Annotated in this window: 20 protein-coding genes and 2 pseudogenes; 16 read left to right on the top strand and 6 right to left on the bottom strand. The window is 36.2% G+C overall.

The window, feature by feature from the left end; translation table 11 throughout:
• The first annotated feature begins 229 nt into the window (after positions 1-229).
• From BW142_RS19370 to BW142_RS19350, 5 genes are all read left to right on the top strand, one after another.
• Positions 230-661, top strand: coding sequence for a hypothetical protein (locus BW142_RS19370; RefSeq protein ID WP_076926024.1), 432 nt, complete (start codon positions 230-232; stop codon positions 659-661).
• A gap of 103 nt (positions 662-764) precedes the next feature.
• Positions 765-1,400, top strand: a complete 636-nt coding sequence (locus BW142_RS19365; protein WP_076926023.1) for a hypothetical protein — start codon at positions 765-767, stop codon at positions 1,398-1,400.
• A gap of 123 nt (positions 1,401-1,523) precedes the next feature.
• Positions 1,524-2,150: a hypothetical protein gene (locus BW142_RS19360; protein WP_076926022.1), complete on the top strand. Its 627-nt coding sequence runs from the start codon at positions 1,524-1,526 to the stop codon at positions 2,148-2,150.
• A gap of 110 nt (positions 2,151-2,260) precedes the next feature.
• On the top strand, positions 2,261-3,223 hold the full coding sequence (locus tag BW142_RS19355) for a DUF4145 domain-containing protein (RefSeq protein ID WP_076926021.1): 963 nt from the start codon (positions 2,261-2,263) through the stop codon (positions 3,221-3,223).
• Positions 3,224-3,342: 119 nt separating this feature from the next.
• Positions 3,343-3,834 carry a hypothetical protein gene (locus BW142_RS19350; RefSeq protein WP_076926020.1) on the top strand — a complete coding sequence of 164 codons (492 nt, stop codon included), beginning with the start codon at positions 3,343-3,345 and terminating at the stop codon, positions 3,832-3,834.
• A gap of 28 nt (positions 3,835-3,862) precedes the next feature.
• Here BW142_RS19350 and BW142_RS19345 read toward each other — a convergent pair.
• Positions 3,863-4,120, bottom strand: a pseudogene (locus tag BW142_RS19345) (transposase); the annotation flags it as partial.
• A 429-nt stretch (positions 4,121-4,549) separates the two neighbouring features.
• Between BW142_RS19345 and BW142_RS19340 the strand changes: the two are divergent.
• From BW142_RS19340 to BW142_RS20940, 4 genes and pseudogenes are all read left to right on the top strand, one after another.
• Entirely contained in the window at positions 4,550-5,707 is a 1,158-nt protein-coding gene (locus BW142_RS19340) for a DUF547 domain-containing protein (RefSeq protein ID WP_076926019.1), read from the top strand.
• A 610-nt stretch (positions 5,708-6,317) separates the two neighbouring features.
• Entirely contained in the window at positions 6,318-6,914 is a 597-nt protein-coding gene (locus tag BW142_RS19335) for a DUF6624 domain-containing protein (protein ID WP_076926018.1), read from the top strand.
• A gap of 380 nt (positions 6,915-7,294) precedes the next feature.
• The gene (locus BW142_RS19325; protein WP_024599073.1) at positions 7,295-7,675 is read left to right on the top strand and encodes a hypothetical protein; all 381 of its coding nucleotides are present in this window, start codon (positions 7,295-7,297) and stop codon (positions 7,673-7,675) included.
• Positions 7,676-7,776: 101 nt separating this feature from the next.
• Positions 7,777-8,199, top strand: a pseudogene (locus BW142_RS20940) (retropepsin-like aspartic protease).
• A 116-nt stretch (positions 8,200-8,315) separates the two neighbouring features.
• Here BW142_RS20940 and BW142_RS19315 read toward each other — a convergent pair.
• Positions 8,316-9,350: a methionine synthase gene (locus BW142_RS19315; protein WP_076926017.1), complete on the bottom strand. Its 1,035-nt coding sequence runs from the start codon at positions 9,348-9,350 to the stop codon at positions 8,316-8,318.
• Positions 9,351-9,428: 78 nt separating this feature from the next.
• Positions 9,429-10,406: a DUF1852 domain-containing protein gene (locus BW142_RS19310; protein WP_007377131.1), complete on the bottom strand. Its 978-nt coding sequence runs from the start codon at positions 10,404-10,406 to the stop codon at positions 9,429-9,431.
• Between the two features lie 620 nt (positions 10,407-11,026).
• Between BW142_RS19310 and BW142_RS19305 the strand changes: the two genes are divergently transcribed.
• The 5 genes from BW142_RS19305 (at position 11,027) to BW142_RS19285 (ending at position 14,614) form a co-directional block, all read left to right on the top strand.
• On the top strand, positions 11,027-11,776 hold the full coding sequence (locus BW142_RS19305) for an ATP-binding protein (RefSeq protein ID WP_076926016.1): 750 nt from the start codon (positions 11,027-11,029) through the stop codon (positions 11,774-11,776).
• Between the two features lie 135 nt (positions 11,777-11,911).
• Positions 11,912-12,925: a DUF5924 family protein gene (locus BW142_RS19300; protein WP_076926015.1), complete on the top strand. Its 1,014-nt coding sequence runs from the start codon at positions 11,912-11,914 to the stop codon at positions 12,923-12,925.
• 71 nt (positions 12,926-12,996) lie between these two features.
• The gene (locus BW142_RS19295) at positions 12,997-13,233 is read left to right on the top strand and encodes a hypothetical protein (protein ID WP_076926026.1); all 237 of its coding nucleotides are present in this window, start codon (positions 12,997-12,999) and stop codon (positions 13,231-13,233) included.
• Between the two features lie 11 nt (positions 13,234-13,244).
• Complete coding sequence (locus tag BW142_RS19290; protein ID WP_076926014.1) at positions 13,245-13,688, top strand: hypothetical protein; 444 nt, start codon at positions 13,245-13,247, stop codon at positions 13,686-13,688.
• A gap of 122 nt (positions 13,689-13,810) precedes the next feature.
• On the top strand, positions 13,811-14,614 hold the full coding sequence (locus BW142_RS19285; protein ID WP_076926013.1) for a hypothetical protein: 804 nt from the start codon (positions 13,811-13,813) through the stop codon (positions 14,612-14,614).
• Positions 14,615-14,682: 68 nt separating this feature from the next.
• Here the strand turns inward: BW142_RS19285 and BW142_RS19280 are convergent, their stop codons facing one another.
• On the bottom strand, positions 14,683-15,003 hold the full coding sequence (locus BW142_RS19280) for a hypothetical protein (RefSeq protein WP_076926012.1): 321 nt from the start codon (positions 15,001-15,003) through the stop codon (positions 14,683-14,685).
• A 12-nt stretch (positions 15,004-15,015) separates the two neighbouring features.
• Complete coding sequence (locus BW142_RS19275; protein WP_076926011.1) at positions 15,016-16,062, bottom strand: YHYH protein; 1,047 nt, start codon at positions 16,060-16,062, stop codon at positions 15,016-15,018.
• A gap of 250 nt (positions 16,063-16,312) precedes the next feature.
• On the opposite strand from BW142_RS19275, the gene BW142_RS19270 reads away from it, so the two are divergent.
• Complete coding sequence (locus tag BW142_RS19270) at positions 16,313-16,972, top strand: NAD(P)H-dependent oxidoreductase (protein WP_076926010.1); 660 nt, start codon at positions 16,313-16,315, stop codon at positions 16,970-16,972.
• Positions 16,973-17,093: 121 nt separating this feature from the next.
• Positions 17,094-17,540 carry a hypothetical protein gene (locus BW142_RS19265; protein ID WP_076926008.1) on the top strand — a complete coding sequence of 149 codons (447 nt, stop codon included), beginning with the start codon at positions 17,094-17,096 and terminating at the stop codon, positions 17,538-17,540.
• Positions 17,541-17,654: 114 nt separating this feature from the next.
• Here BW142_RS19265 and BW142_RS19260 read toward each other — a convergent pair whose 3' ends face one another.
• Positions 17,655-19,670 carry a TonB-dependent receptor gene (locus BW142_RS19260; RefSeq protein WP_076926007.1) on the bottom strand — a complete coding sequence of 672 codons (2,016 nt, stop codon included), beginning with the start codon at positions 19,668-19,670 and terminating at the stop codon, positions 17,655-17,657.
• Positions 19,671-19,708 lie beyond the last annotated feature (38 nt).

The following is a 19,708-nucleotide window of genomic DNA, read 5'->3' as shown; positions in this document are numbered from 1 at the left end:
TTGGCTCGAACGTCTTGTTAAAAACATTAGATGTTTGGCATTCAATATTCGTAACCAACAGAAGCATATTCCACTTAATATAATAGTCAGTTACTTTTAAATTAAGTGGCTTGGTCGAACTATAAGTCATTAAAGCAGGACAAAAAACAGTTGGTTTTTGCTCCTGCGTCGCTTATTTTAACCAACTATTTTTAGCCTCTTAATGAGGCGTTAGCAGTACAAGGAAGTTATGAACAAGCAAATTTGGGAAATCACAGTTCAAGACTTATCGGATCATACTGTCTGGCAATTTCCTATGTGGAAAAATGATAGTTTTGATGAAACCGTTATTGTTCCTGCAAATGAAAGTGATGCTTTAGATCCTAATTCAAAAATTATCGTCAAAACTAAATTTCTAGATTCAGAAGGCTATGAGTTTGTTGGTTTTATAAATTACGGTTTAACTGAAATTGAATATTCTCAACCATGTATGTTCGTAAAAGATGAGGTTGTAGGTTTTTGGTTTGGTATTTCTAAACCAAGTAAAGCTGACTTAACTAAGCTTAATTTTCCAATTGTAGCAACTTCAATCGCAGTTTATGGGTTAAAACCTAAATCAGTTGTCATTGAAGGTTACGGCTATATAAATGAGGATTCTAGCAGTTGTGTAGTGCACTGCTAACAAACAAATTAAAAGGACTAAAAACAGTGGGCTATCGCTCCGCTATTTTAGCCCACAATTTTTAGCCCGTTATTATGGGCGTTAGCTTACTAAGGAGAGTTTGGTGTCTGAGTTTGTAATTCAATTGGTAACTTCTATTTTAGTAAGTGGTGGACTTACTGGATTTCTAGTCTTTTTGGTAAAAAACTATTTAAGTGAAAAAATCAAAGGACAACTGAAATACGAATATGATTTGAAATTATCTACATATAAGAATGATCTAACTCGACAATCAAATAGCGAGTTAGAAGAATTAAAAACCACACTGAAAATTTCTGAAATAAAATCGAATGTTCAGATCAGCCATCTTCATGAAAAACAGGCAGAAAGTATATTTACTATTCATAAGTATATGTGGGAGCTATTTTCGTCTTTAGAGGATTACACTACGGTGTTTCAGGCTCGTACACTTGCAGAGAAAGAAGGAAAACGATTAAGTGTGGCTAATGACCTAGAGCAATTGAGAATTTACCATCAATTGAATTCACTATATCTTTCTGAAAAGTTAAGTGAAAACATTACAAGTATTATTAAAAACATGCAAAAAACTGCATTTGAGTTTATGAATGAAGTTGAAAGGGAAAGTGGTAAAGATATGCTTGATAAATGGGATAGTATACACAAAGAAGTTAACACCCAAATTAAGTCAACAATTAATGGGTTAGCTAATGAGTTTAGGTCTGTACTAGGCGTAAGCTAACAAGCTAACAAGCTAACAAGCTAATAAATAAGGACTAAAAACAGTTCGCTGTTTTCGTTCCTCAACATTTTAGCAAACTATTTTTAGCCCATTATTAGGGCGTTAGGCATTTAAGGGTAACTCATGACTTCTGAGCATAAATTCCATTCATATGTGACCGTTGCTACTGTAATGGTTATGTATTTTATGATTGAGAATGTAGCTCCTTTTCTCAATCAATTTGGTGTAGCTAAACCAATTGTAACGTTACTTTCAGCGGTTGGTATTTACAATTTATTTGCCAAAATATTATCGAGTCTTGCTCGAAATTGGTTGTGGCTTAAAAAACACTTGTTAGGTGCTTCTTTCCTTAACGGCACTTGGGTTGGTGAGTTTAAAGGTTCTAACAATGAAAAAATCATAACGGTTGAATCTTTCGACCAAACTTTAAATCACCTTGTTATTCGTGGTGAAGCTTTTAAAGAAAACGGTGAGTCTTACGCCCAGTGGATTTCTAAGGCTACCTTTATTAATGAAACCGATGGTGTTTTAACCTACACCTATACATGTGACAAAGACGATGATAAATCTACGTTTCAGGGGGTATGTGTTTTCAATTTTGAAAGAGAAGCTGCACATCTACCACCTACATATATTAAAGGGTATTCAACTGATGTTATAGACGGTGTTAGAACTAGTAATCGAGAAAAGAAAATAGAAGATAAACTTCTGCCTTTACTAGAAGCATTCGAATTGGCAAAAAATGCCTAACAAGCTGTTAAACAAGGACAAAAAACAGTTGGTTTTTGCACCTTCGTCGCTTATTTTAACCAACTATTTTATTGCCTGTTAACAGGGCGTTAGTTTTCAATGGAGTGAAAATGGAAAGTATTTTATTCCCGGAGAGTATAAAAGAAGAGTACTTAGCAGATGTTACAGATACTGCTATGAAGCTAAAATATCGTGCGGTAGCTGTTAGAAGTTGTATCGAACTGCTGCTTGAGCATTTGTTCTTTCAGTTTATTCCCAGCACAGTTAACTTGGAAAAGTGGTTGAAACTCCCAGTTTATAAGAAGATTGAACTAATTAAAGAAAATAGTGAATTTGACAGTACTTTTTACGAAGAGCTACATAGCTTGAGGTTAATTGGAAATAAAGGGGCGCATGTTGCTGAACATGGCAACATTACAGGTGAGGAGCTAGACATGTCATTTAGCTACCTTTCTTCAGTTTGTACCTCATTGATCTTTGAGTACTTTAAAGCAAATGGTATGCAGGGGACTGAAAATACATCAACAATCTTTAGTTGCCTACAACCAACTCAGCGCATAACAGTATTGAACCGATATCTTATGTGGTTAGAAAAAGTTGAATATGATGTTAGCCTGTCAAAGCGATTTTACACCAGATATGTTAATGCATATTGGAGTAAAAATATTGATGAGACCGTATATAGAGGTCACTTTCCCAAACCTTTGAGGTTACGCCAAAGCATAAATAGGTATTTATCTAGTGAATTTTGGCTTTCTACATCGCTTCAACATTATGATGAGTTGCTTATTGCTATAGATAAGTTGTCGTTAGCACACTTAAAGTCAGGCAGCTTTTTCGTGGCTATATCTACAGCTAAGCGTTTTTTGGCTAATGGTGACATAACAGAAAACTATTATGACCAGCTTTGCGATAAGTTAAACAATATGAAATCTAAAGTGGGAGAATACCCTATAGCAAAGAGCCAAAAAGAATCTATTGAAAATTTGTCTCAGATAGAATCAAATTGTTCTGAAGATCTAGATCGCTCATTTGCAAAGCTTATCAGGTGTATGCTGACAAATGAAAACTAACAAGCGCATTAAATCTGACGTCACACATTGTCCGATTTTTTGCTTAAAAGAAAATGATGCAAAAAGCGTCCAATATGCTCCACAGCTTATGCGGGCGTTATGTGAATAAGGAGGTTTCTTTGAGATTTTTAGCCATTGCTACTTTCGTACTGTTTCTAGTTGGTTGCCAAACCACTGTAGCTGAATACAACTCACCAAAATCATTTACTAATGCTCCAAACGCTGTTGAAGTTTGGATGAACGACGATGGTGTGAATAGGGCAGTATTGCTATATGTGAATGGTGAAGAGTCGTGGCAAAGAAAATCGATGCAAGGGTCTGCGATGTCTGTACTTTTACCTAGCGGTAAAAATGACTTATCAATTCGCATGGTCTACCAAGAATTTATGGAGTTTCCGGTAGACCAAGTTTTAAATATTGAGTTTGCACTAGATCCTAAATTTAAGTATGTATTTGTGTCTAAATACGATAAAAACAAAAAATCATTTTCTTACCGTTTCGAAAAAATTGATAAAGAAGCTAAATGTACTTATGGCCCAACAAATATGAAGCGCATTATCACTGGTCAATTGACTTGCAGTAAGTCAGGCTCAGTATATAAATTCACATAACAAGTGACTATGGTGTCAATTCCTAATTTCAAACCATTTTAGGATCCCACATGACACCATCCCTCACCATAGAATTTATGATTACTATAAGCTTTCTTATACAGGCAATAATAGCCACTTTTTTAGATTTCCCTGCCGCGGCTAGCCGATGATAAATAGCTTTAAATTTAGGGTTACATTGGATAGCTGACATCATTACCATATACATTGCGGTTCTAATTTTTTGCCGTCCACCTCGTATCATCCGTTTACCCTGATAAGCACCACTTTCTCGATTAAATAATGGCAAACGACTCGGCTGTATCGAACCGGCTTTCCTTTAAATAAAAAGCGGAACATTACAGTGAATAAAGGGGTGAACAAACTGACCTTACGAGGTCAGATGAAAACGAATGCCTTTACTTTATTGTGTGGCAACTGTATTGCCTTGTTTATAAAATAGAAAAGTTGCAAAACACGATGCATTAAGAAGGGTAAGCCCTTTTACCCTAAATTAAAGCTACTCAACCAGCCGCAACCCCTTCTAAAACGTCAATTAAAACAATATCAAACACTTCTATATTTTGCGTAAAAATACAGTAATCAATTGAACCAAAATAGGAACTCAGCTATGGTTTGTTTATCAATAAAAATAAATAAAAAACGAGTTAATCTAAAGGCTCGTTATGTTGCTCATGAAGAATATGGGCTATTCTACTCAAAATAAGGATTTTTTATGAGTTTATTTAAATTAGTTAGTTTATTGATCAAGTTTAGCTGTTTGTTATTGCTTTTAAGTGCCCCAAAATATCTTCTCGCTGAAGATAAAGCCTACCCTCAATTTAGCGTTTATTCACCTAAATCTAAGTTAACAATAAACTTTGAACCTGTGGATATATTATTAGAATCGAATGTTCTTGATATGGGTCCATCCAGAAGAGAAAATGCTAAACTTGACGAACCTCCGATAGGTACTAAGTTAAGAAATGTTTTTCCCAGTGCTACCCATAATGAAAGTAACAGATTCACATATGAGTTGATAAAATCCCCTAAACAAAAAAGTTTAGTCAATGATGTTAAAAAATATTTAGAATCATTGCCCGAGAAAAACAACCTTAATTTATATTCAAAACAAGAGCAATTGGCCTATTGGCTTAATCTTTATAACATTACTTTAATTAACGAAATTGTTAAGCGGTATCCAATAGTTAGTTTAGAAAAAATATTAACTGGTCCTGACTCACTATTGGATAAAAAGCTAGTAAATATTGGTAGTCTTCAGTTGAGTCTCAGTGACATACAGTATGGGATTTTAGATAAAAACTATAGTAAAGAACCTTTAATTATTTATGGATTATATCAAGGGTATATCGGCAGCCCAAATATCAATAAAAAAGCCTTTTCAGGTGAAAATGTATATAAGTTATTAAAAAATAATGCAACAGATTTTGTCAATTCGAATAGAGGTACAAAAATTGATTCTCTAAATAGTTTAGAGGTCTCTAGTTATTATGCGAGAAATGCTGATTATTTTCCTAATTTTAGCAATGACCTCAAAGTTCATCTGTTGCAATTTGCTGATAAAACAACCCAAGAAATAATAAATAAGTCGGATAAAATTGAACCCATTGTAAGTAATTGGGCAATTGCTGATCTATTTGGAAGTAAAAGAGTCTTTGGTGGGGGCATGTCTACTAACTCAGCAGCATCAATAGGAATATCAAGAAATTATGCATTGACCGATAAAGTCACTAAAGACGCGAACACAGGTGGAAAGTTCAGACTTTCACCTAGAGAAATAACCAGGTTAAAGGAGTTAATGAAAGTAAGAGCTAAGAATTACGGTGAGACATCCGTAACGATAACAGACCTAGAATTACAAGATGAAAACTAAAATTTACAATATGAACAGTAGCTCAGTATGATGAGCAAAATTAGGATGACACCCATCCTAACTATTACGAAAAAGGCCAATAAAAACAGTATGAAGAGTGCATTGTTATAAATAATGAATCACGTAAAAAGCTTAACTATGTAGACAAAAGGGAAGAAAAAATAGACAGCTCAATCGGACGACAATGGCTGTTTATTAAAGAATGGCAAACGACTCAGCTGTATCGAACCGGCTTTCTTTTAAATAAAAAGCGGAACATTACAGTGAATAAAAGGATGAATAAATTGACCTTACGAGGTCAAATGAAAGTGAATGCCTTTACTTTATTGTGTGGCAACTGTATTGCCTTGTTCATAATATAGAAAAGCTTCAAAACACGATGCATTAAGAAGGATAAGCGTTTTTACCCTAAATAAAAGCCACTCAAACACCCGTATTCCCTTCTAAAACGTCAATTAAAACAATATCAAACACTTCTATATTTTGCGTAAAAATACAGTAATCAATTGAACCAAAATAGGAACTCAGCTATGGTTTGTTTATCAATAAAAACAAATTTAAAAACGAGTTAATCTACAGGCTCGTTATATGTACAAGGAGAGTTCAGTTGATGCGTTACCTATTTTTACTGTTGCTAATACCTTTTTATTCTTTTGCCGAAATTAACCTTCCTCTGCAAAAAGAACTAATTGAAATGGAAATTGAAGATCAACATATTCGAAATAAAATAGGAGAAGCTGGGTGGCAAAGCCCACCTAAAGCCCTCCTAGAACAAATGATGAAAATAGATGAGAGTAATACAGGAAAACTTAAAGCTATCATTAAAAAGCATCATTGGGTAACAAAGGATTTAGTCGGAGTTAAAGGAGTTGAAGCAGCATTTTTAGTCATACAGCATTCACCTGATGTTGCATTTAAAGTAAAAATGCTTCCTTATTTAAAGCAATCATATTTGAATGGCGAAGGTGTTAGCGGACAACAAGTCGCTCTTTTAACTGATAGAGCTCTTATTGCACAAGGAAAGAAACAAATCTATGGTACTCAAGCTGACGTGAGTGAAGGTAAAGTTGTGTTTAGCCCTATAGAAGATGAAACTAATGTGGATATACGGCGTGAAGAAATGAATATGCCCTCTTTAGATTTTTACTTAAAAATAATGGAAAAAATGTACGGGATTAAAGAACACCCTGAAATAGTCTTGAATTAATGTACATATAACAACACGGCCTGAGGTGGACAGCAAGCGCTAAAGTTCTCTTTCCACCGCAAATTTTAACAGCGGTGATCCCTTACTTTTCAATGTCGTTAGGTAAGTTGATTCATCGTAGGGCGTATGTAGATTTAGACCCGACTTTACTTATCTAGTTCTTTTCTTAGAGGAAATAACAAAGGCACTCATCCTAAATTTTGCACATAAACACCAGTAATCCTTTTCAAAACGCCAATTAAAACCAACAGCAAACACTTCTTTATATTCTGCGTAAAAATACAGTAATCAATTGAACCAAAATAGGAACTCAGCTATGGTTTGTTTATCAATAAAAACAAATAGAAACGAGTTAATCTACAGGCTCGTTAGGTAATTAAATGAATACTGCCATCGATGAAGTCACAAATAATTACCAAGACTGGAGCTTAGACAAATTATCGTATGTTGATGGGTTACTAACACTGAACCTTAAAACTTATATAAAAGGCGATGATCCCGTAAGGTTTATGGTTGTGTTTACAAATACCGTTTTATTTGAAGCTTATGATGAAAGTAGCCATTTTCATGACTATCATCAAAACCGTGATTCGGGCGTAATCGGCGTGTATTCTGATTCAAGCTTATTGGAGTATGCTCAAACTAAAACGAATACTTTCAGTTTAAACAACAATAAGCTGTTTCATTATTCAGTAATGACTACAAATGAAATCATTCATGTTTTAACAAATATTGAGCCTCAGGTGATAAACGTTACCTAACAAAACGCGCTGAGGTGGGCGACTAGTAAAATTTGGCTATTAATTGTGGGAAGCTGAAAATAGTAAGTAATATTTTAAAAACTCTATAACAAGGAACGTATATGAATTTATCTGAGAACAAAACTGTAATTGAGTTTGAAATATCAGAAACAGGCCACCAAATTGTTGAAGCTAAAATTAACGGTAAATTGTTACGTTTTATTTTAGATACTGGCGCTGGGACATCTGTTTTAGACAGGGGATGCCTAAGTGAATTAGGCATTGAAGAGACACTCAATGTTGAGAATGCAGCAGGCTTGGGCACTTAGGATCACGCTATGGGAGATATAGAAGTTGATTCAATTGAGTTTGGTAGTACCTTGTTTGAAAGTCCTGCCTTTGTGTCACTTAATCTTGACCATGTACAGGTGGCGGGTGGTGAAAAGGGAGTACATGGCTTGTTAGGCTCTCCCTTTTTTACTCAATACCAAGCAGTTATCGATTTTTCAAAAAATAGGTTAGAGCTTTTTAATATAAAAAATTAAATATCTAACCTAAATTTTGTTAGTAGATTTTAACTAACGCACCATGTTTATGGATTTTACTATGGCATGGTGCGACAGCTGTTATTGTTTACAATCTGTATTTTATAGCTACTTTTCTAATTCTCTTTTAGTAATTCTTTTCTTATAATTTCTGCCCCTGCGCTCAAGGCATTTAATTTGCCGTTAGCTATATAGTGAGGTAGTGGAGCCATGCCGCAGTTTGTACATGGGTAGAGTTTGTCGGCATCTACAAATTGGAGTGCTTTACGTAGCGTATTAGCTACTTCTTCTGGCGTTTCGATAGTATGATTTGCTACATCAATAGCGCCTACCATTACTTTTTTACCGCGAATGAGTTCTAGTAAATCCATTGGTACATGTGAGTTATGGCACTCTAATGAGATAATATCGATATTAGATTGCTGAAGCTTAGGGAATGCTTCTTCGTACTGGCGCCATTCGCTTCCTAGTGTTTTTTTCCAATCTGTATTGGCTTTAATGCCGTAGCCATAGCAAATATGCACGGCGGTTTCGCATTTGAGCCCTTCAATTGCGCGCTCTAAACAGGCAATTCCCCAGTCGTTTACTTCATCAAAAAATACATTAAACGCGGGCTCGTCAAATTGAATAATATCAACGCCTGCGGCTTCTAACTCTTTTGCTTCTTGATTTAGAATTATGGCAAATTCCCATGCTAGTTTTTCGCGGCTTTTATAATGATCGTCGTAAAGCGTGTCAATCATTGTCATTGGGCCTGGCAATGCCCATTTTATTGGTTGCTTGGTTTGCTTGCGTAAAAATTTAGCGTCTTCAACAAACACAGACTTTTGACGGCTAACAGGGCCAACCACTGTAGGTACACTTGCGTCGTATCGGTCACGAATTTTTACTGTTTTACGTTTTTCAAAGTCAACGCCATTTAGGTGCTCTATAAATGTAGTTACAAAATGCTGCCTTGTTTGCTCACCATCGCTAACAATATCAATACCTGCTTGTTGCTGGTCAAATAATGACAAACGTAGGGCGTCGTGTTTTCCTTGGGTTAATTCATCACCTTGTAATTTCCAAGGTGACCAAAGTGTTTCTGGCTCTGCAAGCCATAAAGGCTTAGGTAAACTGCCAGCGGTAGATGTAGGTAGTAATTTTTTCATAATAAATAATGCCGTATATTTTAGTTAATTATTAAACGTAGCGTTAAGCGTGTTATTACTGGTTGTTACTATTAGTTGTTATGACAGATAGCGAGTAGAGAATTGCTCAAGAACTGTTTGATACGGCTTGATAAAATGCTCTTGTGCAAACTTGCCTTGCTCATTTGCTAACTTGCCGCGCTCTTCTCGGTCATACACAATTTGCGTTAGTGAGTGATCCAAGTTTTTTAAGTTTGGTTTATATGATTTACCCGCTGTTGCGTTGGCATTATAAATCTCTGGTCTGTAGATTTTTTGAAACGTTTCCATCGTACTAATAGTGCTTATAAGCTCAAGATTGCTGTAATCATTAAGTAAATCACCAAAGAAAAACAATGCTAAAGGCGCGGCACTATTTGGCGGCATAAAGTAACGTACCTGCAAGCCCATTTTTTTGAAGTATTGCTCAGTTAAAGACGATTCATTTGGCTCGTATTCAACGCCAAGTACCGGGTGTTGGTTTTCAGTGCGGTTGTAGGTTTTGTTATCTGACACACTTAGGCATATAACCGGTGGTTTTTTAAAGTTTTGTTTATATGTATCCGAATTTACGAATGACTGAAATAGCTTGCCATGTAATACCCCAAAGTCATCAGGAATACTAAATTGAGACTTACCTTTATTGTGCTCTTGTAGAAGTACGCTAAAGTCGTAGTCGCGCACATACGATGAAAAGTTGTTTCCTACAATGCCTTCAATACGCTTATTTGTTTTATGATCAACAATATTTGTTTTTAATATTTCGATAGAGGGGAAGCTTTCGCCGCCATCTTCAATACCTATTTCAACAGAGATAATTTCAAGCTCAACAGCATAACGCTCACCTTTGGTGTTATCCCAGTGGGCTAGGGCGTTAAAACGGTTGTTAATCATGTTTAAGGCGTTACGCAAGTTTGCTTTGCGGTATTCACCTCTGGCTAAATTAGCAAAGTTGGTTGTGATACGTGTATTGGTTGATGGATGATAATTTTCGTCGAGTGAAACGCTCTTAATATTAAATGTAAAATCTTTTTTCATCGTGTTTATATCCAATTTTATAATTTAAACCTGATTTATGCTTTGCGCTTTATTAACCTTGCAACTTACTTAGCTGGCTTAGCTGGTTTAGGTATTCAGCTGCTTTAAGTTGTTAGTAGTGTTTAGCGCTAAGGGATGAGTAATTTATACGTTGATTGGTATATGAAGAAAAACGGTTTAATTTCACATAAAACATGAGTCATATTCATTAATCATTATTGTTAGATTCGATTACGTAGCAGTTGACGAAAAAAAGGCACAAATCAGTAAAAATAACGGATGGATGTTTAGCCGTTTAGACTTCTTTGGTGGTGGTGTGCACTTTATTCATGTTGAACATGAGGAATATTCAAAGGGGTTTTTTATAGCTATAACAGTACATTTGCCAAATTTTTAGTATGTTAAGTCATTGTTTTTACTAAGAGTCATCACTGGATAAGTTTTAATTAGCTATAAAAGCAGATACTTCAGCTCATCTAACCTAAATGATAAACCGACCTTTTTGAGTACGTATATAAATGCTTGTAAATTAATAAAAGCGCTATAAATCATATTAATAGCAATGGCAGTACGTTAACTAAGTTATACTCGTTTTTCATCACCTCACCTATTGAGTATTCGTGGATATCAAAGGCACTTGTATTGCATCAACTATTGATGAGCATGGCCCTGTTTATGTATATCAAACAAAAAAGAATCTAATTCTCAGCTTTGACGGAAAAATTTATCAAAGCTGTATTAAATTAAATAATATTAACGGGTTAAGTTTAGCTTATACGCAAGCGATGATGGCTGCGCTTTTTTTTATACCCAATTTAAAAACCGCGATGATAATGGGGCTTGGGGCGGGCTCTATAGCAAAAAGTCTTTATCATGCGTTTCCTGCACTGACTATACATACCGTTGAATACCGTAAAGCCGTTGCTGATATGGCTATAAAATATTTTGAAGTTCCTGTGTCAGAACGTTTGTTTATTCACATTGATGATGCGGCAAACTACATGGAAAAAACGCAGATAAAAACGGATGTTATTTTTTCTGATTTATATAGCTCAGAAGGGATGGAATCAGATCAGGTGCAATCATCCTACTTACGCGATTGTAAAAATGCGCTCACTTTTGATGGTGTTTTAGTACTTAATATTTGCCATACCAAAGTTGGGCAAAGAGAAGCGTTCGATCAACTTCTTGAGAAAGAATTTGCAGGACAGATTTTTAGTTTTATTATTGAAGGCGGCAATAAAATTGTTTTTGCTTTTAACAATAAAATGCCTGTACTTAGTGAGGATGAATTACTTGCTAAGGCTCACGCGTTACAAAAATTAATAAACGTACCAATGACGCGCTATGCCGAGCTTTTATTTAATTAAAATGGTTAGTTTTATTTACTGGTAAATGACGCGTTTGAATCCATTCATCTATCTGTTGTTCATTTAAACTTGGTTAAACTAATCATACTCTGAATAAAAATAATAAAGTACGTACCCGTACGGAAACACTCATACATGGATTACTGTAAAAATATAATCGCTAAGTTTATAAGCTCGATGCAAAAGCGGCCTGGATTATTGGCTGTGCTGGCGTTTTTGTCGGGCGTTGCTAGCTTTGCACTTGTAGATAGAAAAGAGTCTTTTTCGCAATTTATTGCGTTATTTTTACTTATTAGTTGGTTGTGGCTAATTATTGATAATTGGCTTCGTGATAAAGTAGAAGAAAAGTTTGGTGTGGCAGTATCTCCTAATGTAATGCGTTTTGCGCTACAAATGGTGCAACAAGAAAGCCTATTTTTTGCGTTGCCATTTTTTTTAGCGGTTACGCAGTGGGATCATACTCAAGCAATTTTTACTTCCCTTATTGCTTTGTGTGCAGTTATATCGGTTATCGATCCCTTTTATTATAAAAAACTTGCTAGAAACCGCACGCTATTTAGCGTGTTTCATAACTTTGCTTTATTTGTTGTTTTGCTTGTTACGTTACCTATTTTGTTAAACCTTACAACGAGCCAAAGTTTAGCTGCCGCACTTGTAACTGCTGTCGTGGTTACTCTTCCGAGTTTAAACAATTTAATGCCTAATGCTCGCTGGTGGCGTTTTCCTATTCTTGTATTGATTTTATGTGCTTTAAGCACAGCAGTGTGGCAATTAAGAAGCTATGTGCCTCCTGCAGCACTGCGATTAACCGATATTACGTTAGCTCATGAAGTTGATTTACAACATAAAAAGCCAGTAGGGAGTATTAAACAGTTAGATTCTTATACGCTGCACCATCAAGGTTTATATAGTTGGACTGCTGTTAAAGCACCAAGAGGCTTAAACGAAAAAATATTTCATGTGTGGCTTCATAATAAAAAAGAAGTTGATCGGATCACGTTAAATATAAACGGTGGGAGAGAACTAGGTTATAGAGCGTGGACACACAAAGTAAACTTTCCTAAAGACTCTGTTGGTAAGTGGCAAGTAAAAGTAGTCACCGAATCAGGTCAGTTAATAGGTTTAACGAAATTTACTGTTACACCTTAATGATGGTAATAGGTTTGTAATCTAATAAATATTTGATAGGCTATTTTTACAGTGTTTATTGGATGAACGTTATGAGTTTTGCATTTGATCTGTTTATTTGGTTAATGGTAGAGACTATTTTAGGTTTTTTTATTTACTCAACAGGTTGTACAATTTTAAAAATAGTTACCTTTGGTAAGTTTAAATGTGATATTACCGATTACGTATCGTTTAAGGCGAATAAAGCTAAAAATGTTTATTTAATTTGTGTGCTCGGGTTTAGCTTTTACGTGCTATTAATTGGCTTTGTTGCCTACATGAGTCATTAAATTATAATTACATGAATAACAATACGTTATTTACAGCAGGCATTTTAAGCTTTATAGCATCACTTTTACATGTAGCCTGTGTTTTTGGAGGGCCTGACTGGTATCGCCTTTTGGGTGCTGGTGAGCAAATGGCTCAAATGGCAGAGCAGGGCAGTATGTATCCTACTTATGTAACTTTAGCTATTTCAGTTATTATTGCTATTTGGGGCTTTTATGCGCTCTCTGGTGCGGGCGTCATTTTAAAACTGCCACTTTTAAAAACTGCGCTCGTATTAATAACCGCAATGTATTTAATACGAGGTATTGCGGGTTTAATCATTCCTTTTTTAACTTCAAGCCAAATCGTTCATCAGAATTCTATTCAATTTTGGATTATAAGCTCGATAATCTGCTGCATTTATGGGTCATTTTACTTATTTGGTACCCTTAAGTTGTGGCGAATAAAAAATGTATGAATGCTAGATTTCCTGATCTTTTAAATTCAAATTATTAAATACTGATAGCTTATTTTTATATTGCGAAATACTATGTGCGACTATTTTTTACGCGCATATATTTTGGCTTTAGGTATCTATAAATGAATAAAACGTTATTGAGTACTTTGCTTGCAGCTCTTATTTGTACATCTCTTTTAGCTAAAGTGCAGGCCCAAGACGTTCATGCACTTGAGCCTGAATTAGGTGTTGGCGGAAATATTAAGCTAGATGAGGCAAGTATAGCTTATGTTGATGACGGTTTTGATTTTCATGTGCATCCACTTTGGGAAAGCCGATATGTAAGTGAGGGTCGTGACAATTTAGCGGGTAAAGGTATTGCCTCAATCGCAACTGAATTCAATTATAATGAATTAGCTATTATTCCGTGGGTTGCAACGGGTGTTGATAACGATTATACCGAGTTTAACTTAAATGCTATTTATGCAACTCAGTTATTTAATACCGTTGATATGTTTATTGGTTACAACCATTTAAGATCGCGTGAAAATACCTCTAATGCTCTCGACAATGAGGTTAGCTTAGATTTATCGTATTTTTACGATGATAAATTTCAGCTCACTAGCAGCGCATATTATTCGTTTGATTCTCAAGGCATATTTATAGAGCTTGCGATAAATAAAGGCTACGAGATAAATGAAGCTGTTAATATCGATTTTCAAACGGGGCTAGGGTTTAATGCAGGTTATGTAAGTGAGGGCCATAATGGTATTAACAACCTTAAGCTTACAGCTAACGTGTCGTATCAAGTTATTAAGCAGCTTGAAGTATACGCATATACTAGCTACACCATGGCAATTAATAAAAACGCTGAGCGTTTTGTGGGTGATCAAACCTTAAAAAACGTGTTATGGAGTGGTATTGGTCTGAGCTATCTATATCGTTAAAAGTTAGCAGCACAATAAAATGGTTGTGCTGCTTATTAAGAGTTTATCAATAAAAATTAGCCCTAAATTTACATAGCTTTATTAACGTTAATTTTTAAATCACTCTTTTCTTTTTCGTGAGTGTGGCTTTTTATAGGGGCGGAAATTTCATTATCAATTTTTTGAATCGGTTGGCTTCGTACACACATTAAATCATCAGCCATATACTGGCAGCTGCCAATATATAAATCGTTATGGCCGCCTTCGTATTTACATGATTGAGATTTTACTTTATCTGCGCAGGCTTTAACTGCAACATCATTTAACGGCCCTGAATGAGCATTTAAAAATGTGGGTGCTGCAAGTAAAGCCATACCAAACAAGCTTAAACAACTACTTTTTATAAACATAACAACTCCTTTTTAATGCTTTTCAGGATCATGGCCTGGCGGTGGACCATTGTGATCACCCGGTGGTCCACCTGCAGGCCTAACTGATTCTCCATGTAGGCACCCTATAAACATATTTTCGCTAGGACTGGCTGCGTGGTAGTGATAACCCCTTACTTTATCTGTATTACCTCGGCATTCATCAAGTGACTCTTCTTTACCGCTTGTATCACGCATTGCATAAATACCATAACCGTCTATTGCATAACCTATAAGAGGTGCATGTCCATCTTCTGTAGCAGCTGAGTCAGTACAACCAGTGGTAGAGTGATAGTGATAACCTTGGTGTAAATTTATATGGCCACCACAATCATCAAATGCCGCAATGGTATAGCTCTCTAAAATTGCATTAATTGGAGCAGGCCCTGATAGCTCAGTACCGTCTAGTGCTATACCTACTGTTCTTAAGCGGCCAGTATCAGATGCTGGAATAGGTGTAACAGGAATTAAATACGTTAATGAAAAATTATCTTCTAAATACGAAAGTTCACACTCAATACAATTTTGTTTATATTGCTCTTCAACATCAGGGCGAGCTGCACCAGCGCAAGACTCTTTTGTAGCTGTATATCTAATTTTACTTGTTTTAGTGTCGTAAAGTACCCACTTTTCATCGCCGTAGTATTCATCAAGCTTTAGGACAAATTCGCCTGTCAAATCAACTAAATCACCAGTACCTTCTTTACTAAACCAACTGCCAGTTACATCAGCGCCATCGGTCGATGTGCGCGGGCAAAATGGACCCGGCTCTCTACCTGCAGGTGCGCCTGATGTAATTAACTCATAACACTTAGTTTTAGTTCCTTGCGCCGTTTCGCAATCAACAATGTTAGGCTCAGATAAAAAGGCCCCTTTTTTAAACATAGATAAATTTATTGTTTGATTCGTTTTTTGTACTTCACTAAGGGAGCTACTGACTTGCTTAGTATTTTTATTCGTTGGTGAGTCGTCGCAGCCACTTAGAGTTAAAACTGTTGCGGTAATAATGATTGCAAACGCGCTGTAATTATTTGAGCCCATTACTTGTATCCTTTTCAGTATAGGTTTTGGTGTACTTATACTGTGGCATATTACTGGCTAAATGTGCAAAAAGTATGGAGAACGACAAAATAAGCACATGATAAAAAACCTTTAACAGTGTGTGGTTGCTAAAGCGCAGTTTTAAATTTAATTATTAGTGTTCAAAATTAATAAAAACGGATATGTGTAATACACATTAGCTAAAAGTGTTAGTGTTTAGATGTTATTCAAATACATATGAGGATTACATATGAAGTTTTTAGTGTTTTTAGGGACAGTGCGTAACAGCACGCCACCAAAACCTGCTCGCTTAGGTGAGAGAGTGTCTAAAGCCTGCATGGAGTGCTTAAACGAGCAATTCTCCGAACATGAGTTTGAGCTTATAGATGCACTTGATTACCCAAGTGAGCAAGTTTTTAAACCACATTTTGCCTATGCTCAAGGTAAGGCGCCTTCAATGCTAAATACTTTAGCTGATAAAATTAAAGCGGCTGATGGATATGTAATGGTTAGCCCTGAATATAATCACAGTATGAGCCCAGCTCTCGCTGACTTACTTAATCACTTTGGTAGCTCACTATTTTCATATAAGCCCAGTGCTATTGTTACTTACTCTGCTGGGCAGTGGGGTGGACTCAGAGCGGCAATTAGTATGCGCTCGTTTTTATCAGAGCTTGGCTGTTTGCCTGTATCTGCAATGATCCATGTTCCAAAAGCGCAAGAAGTATTTAACGATAATGGCTCTGTGCAAGCTGGTGAAGAGCAGTCATCGTGGTTTAATTATTTTCACCGTACTTTTGGGCAGTTGGTTTGGTGGGCAAAAGCTGCAAAAGAGCATAGTGAAAATGTAGATCCTCATCAAATGATAAAAAGCTTTAAAACAGATCCTTCTCAGCGAAATGCCCCTTAACGAATACTTTTAAAATATAACAAATTTAGCCCTTAACTGGGCTAAATTTGTTTCTTTTATAGAAACTTAAAATATATAAATGTTACTATTAACATCTACTTATAAAAAAGGATGTTATATCTTGAAATACCTTACTCTTTTAAGTGTATTAACACTTAGTGCTTGCAGCTCTGTACAACACTTACCGGCGCTTGGCGAAGGCACTACTGCTAATATGAATTTAATAGCTCTTTCGGAGCAGAGCGCGCCACAAGGTGTTAGCGGTACATTTAAGTTTTATATTAAAACTGCAGGCTCTCAGTACGGTGACGTATTTTTAAATACCGAAGCTGACTATCGTGATCGACGTGCTATTACAATTTCAATTGATTCAAACGTAGCTGCTAAACTCACAGATAAATACGGACAATCAGCCAACACATTTTTTATTGGTAAAACAATTGAAGTAACAGGTGAAGCGAAGCGGGTAACTATCGATTTTTTAAGTAAAGGCAGAAAAACCAATAAATATTACTATCAAACACATGTTGCTGTTAACTCAATAAATCAACTTCGCATTGTTGAGTAACATCAGTCAGCTTGTTGAGGCATCGGATTAATTACTAAGATACTTATTGGCTAAGGGTATGTTTTACAGTGGCACTGTTTTTATATACAGTACCACTGTAAATCTCAATGAATACTAAAATAACAAGCTTAATGTTAGTCGCGCTGTTCTTGGCTCTATTGGATGAAAGTGGTTATCTTCAACGCCTTGTGCTGATTCGCCAGGTAAACGCGATGCATAATAGTAATCTATATCGTGGTCGGTGCTATTAAATAAGTTAAGTAATTCAAAGTTTACTTTCCAGTGAGTCTGCTCATAGCTAATTGCGCTATTTACTACTGTTAAAGGCTCCGAACGCTCGTCACCATCGCTAGTTAATGTACGTTTGCCAATATGGCGAACTCTAACTGATGACTGCCATTGCTCACTTAAGTGCCAATTTAAACCTGTACTTGCAACAACCGGAACAGCACCTTCTATATAATCATTATTGTCATTAATATCTAAACGTGAATGCGTGAACGAGGTTTCTGCGTCGATACTAAAGCTGTCGTTAATCCAATAATAAGCGCTTATTTCTAATCCGTAACGCTTAGATGCATCACTTGGTTCTGTGTTACCCGCATCGCCAACAAATAAAAGCTCTGAGTCGAGTGTTAGCCACCAAAGTGCAGCTGATAGATTAAACTTTTGCTCATCAGCAAATCGGACGCCTATTTCAGCGCCTTCACTTTTAACTAATAAGTCAACTTGCTCTGCTTGCTCACCGGTAACAGGGTCAATATTAATAGTAGATCCGCGCGCATCATTTGAATGAAAAGATTGTCCCCAATTAGCATATGCAGCTACTAAATTTGTAAAACGGTAATTTAAACTCCCTTTAAAACTTACTAAATCATCCTTTGCTTTTCCTGAATTTACGGCGGTAATACTAGTCACGTTTGTATCAAAATAGTCGTACCTAACGCCAACGGTTGCTTCAAGTTTTGGAGTAAGTAAAAGTTTAGACTCCCAAAAGCTTGAGTAGCTCGTTTGCTTTAGTTCATCTTGCCTAACCGTACTAAGTCGCTCTCTTGCTTGTGTGTTATAAAGCCCTACGTTATCTATGTCGTCGTGGCGAAGCTCAATACCTACGGTATGTTGTATGTTTATATCTGATGTTTTGGTTTCAAACTGGTAGCTTATATCTGTTCCATAAATATTTCGGCTATCTTGCTGATTAAACTGATCGCCATTAATTGGATCATTTAAAAAATAACTAAAATTAGAATACAGGTTTAAATCGTAATTAATTACATAAGCGCTGGCTTTTATATGCTCGCCCTGCCAGTTACTCGATAAGCTATAACGGCTAGAGCTGCCACCAAGAGTGGTGTCAAGAGAGCCTAATTGAGTAATTAAATTTTGTGATATAGCGCGCTGTGGAATTTGATCTGCTGAATTCCATGTATTGTCGTATGCCATGGCACTTATTGATAAGTCACCATCAAAAACTTTACCAACATAGCGCAGTAGGGCATTCTTTTTATTTACATCTTCGTTTATATCATCCCATGGGCCGTCATAGCCTTGCCATTCTGCCGCTGCAATGAGCTTACCTGTTGCAATGTTAGTAGATCCCAGTACAACAGCGCGTCTATAATTATCTTCTCCTATGCTGAGTTCTACTTGGTGATGTTTTAGGTTATCAGCAAGTTGAAATTGAGCACTACCAGCGGTTGAAAAGTCACCTTGGCTTGCGCTATATGAGCCTTTTTGATAGTTAATAGTTGAAATAGACTCAGGGATTATAAAGTTTAGGTCGGTGTAACCTTGTCCGTGGCCATGGCTGCGCATATTAATTGGCATGCCATCTATGCTGGTGGCAAAGTCGGTGCCGTGATCTAAATTAAACCCCCTAATAAAGTACTGATTAGCTTTACCAGAGCCGCTATGTTGAGTGACCGCCATACCTGGGATTAACTCTAACATTTCGGCGCTTCTTAACATTGGGCGCTGCTGAATTTCACCTTGACCAATAATACCGCTAGATGCGCTGATTGACTCACCAATTAACCCATCTCTGTGACCATAAACGGTTAATTTTTCTATGTTTGCATAGCTATAACCACTATACAAAGCGCCTAGCGCTAAAATTGCTAATGTTCTCATGACTAAAATCCCTATCTAATGTATTTGTTATTAATGCA

It is taken from the genome of Pseudoalteromonas sp. EB27 (assembly GCF_001974875.1).
GTDB lineage: Bacteria > Pseudomonadota > Gammaproteobacteria > Enterobacterales > Alteromonadaceae > Pseudoalteromonas.
The sequence above is the reverse complement of the archived record's forward strand: the minus strand, read 5'-3'. Positions and strand labels throughout refer to the sequence as shown.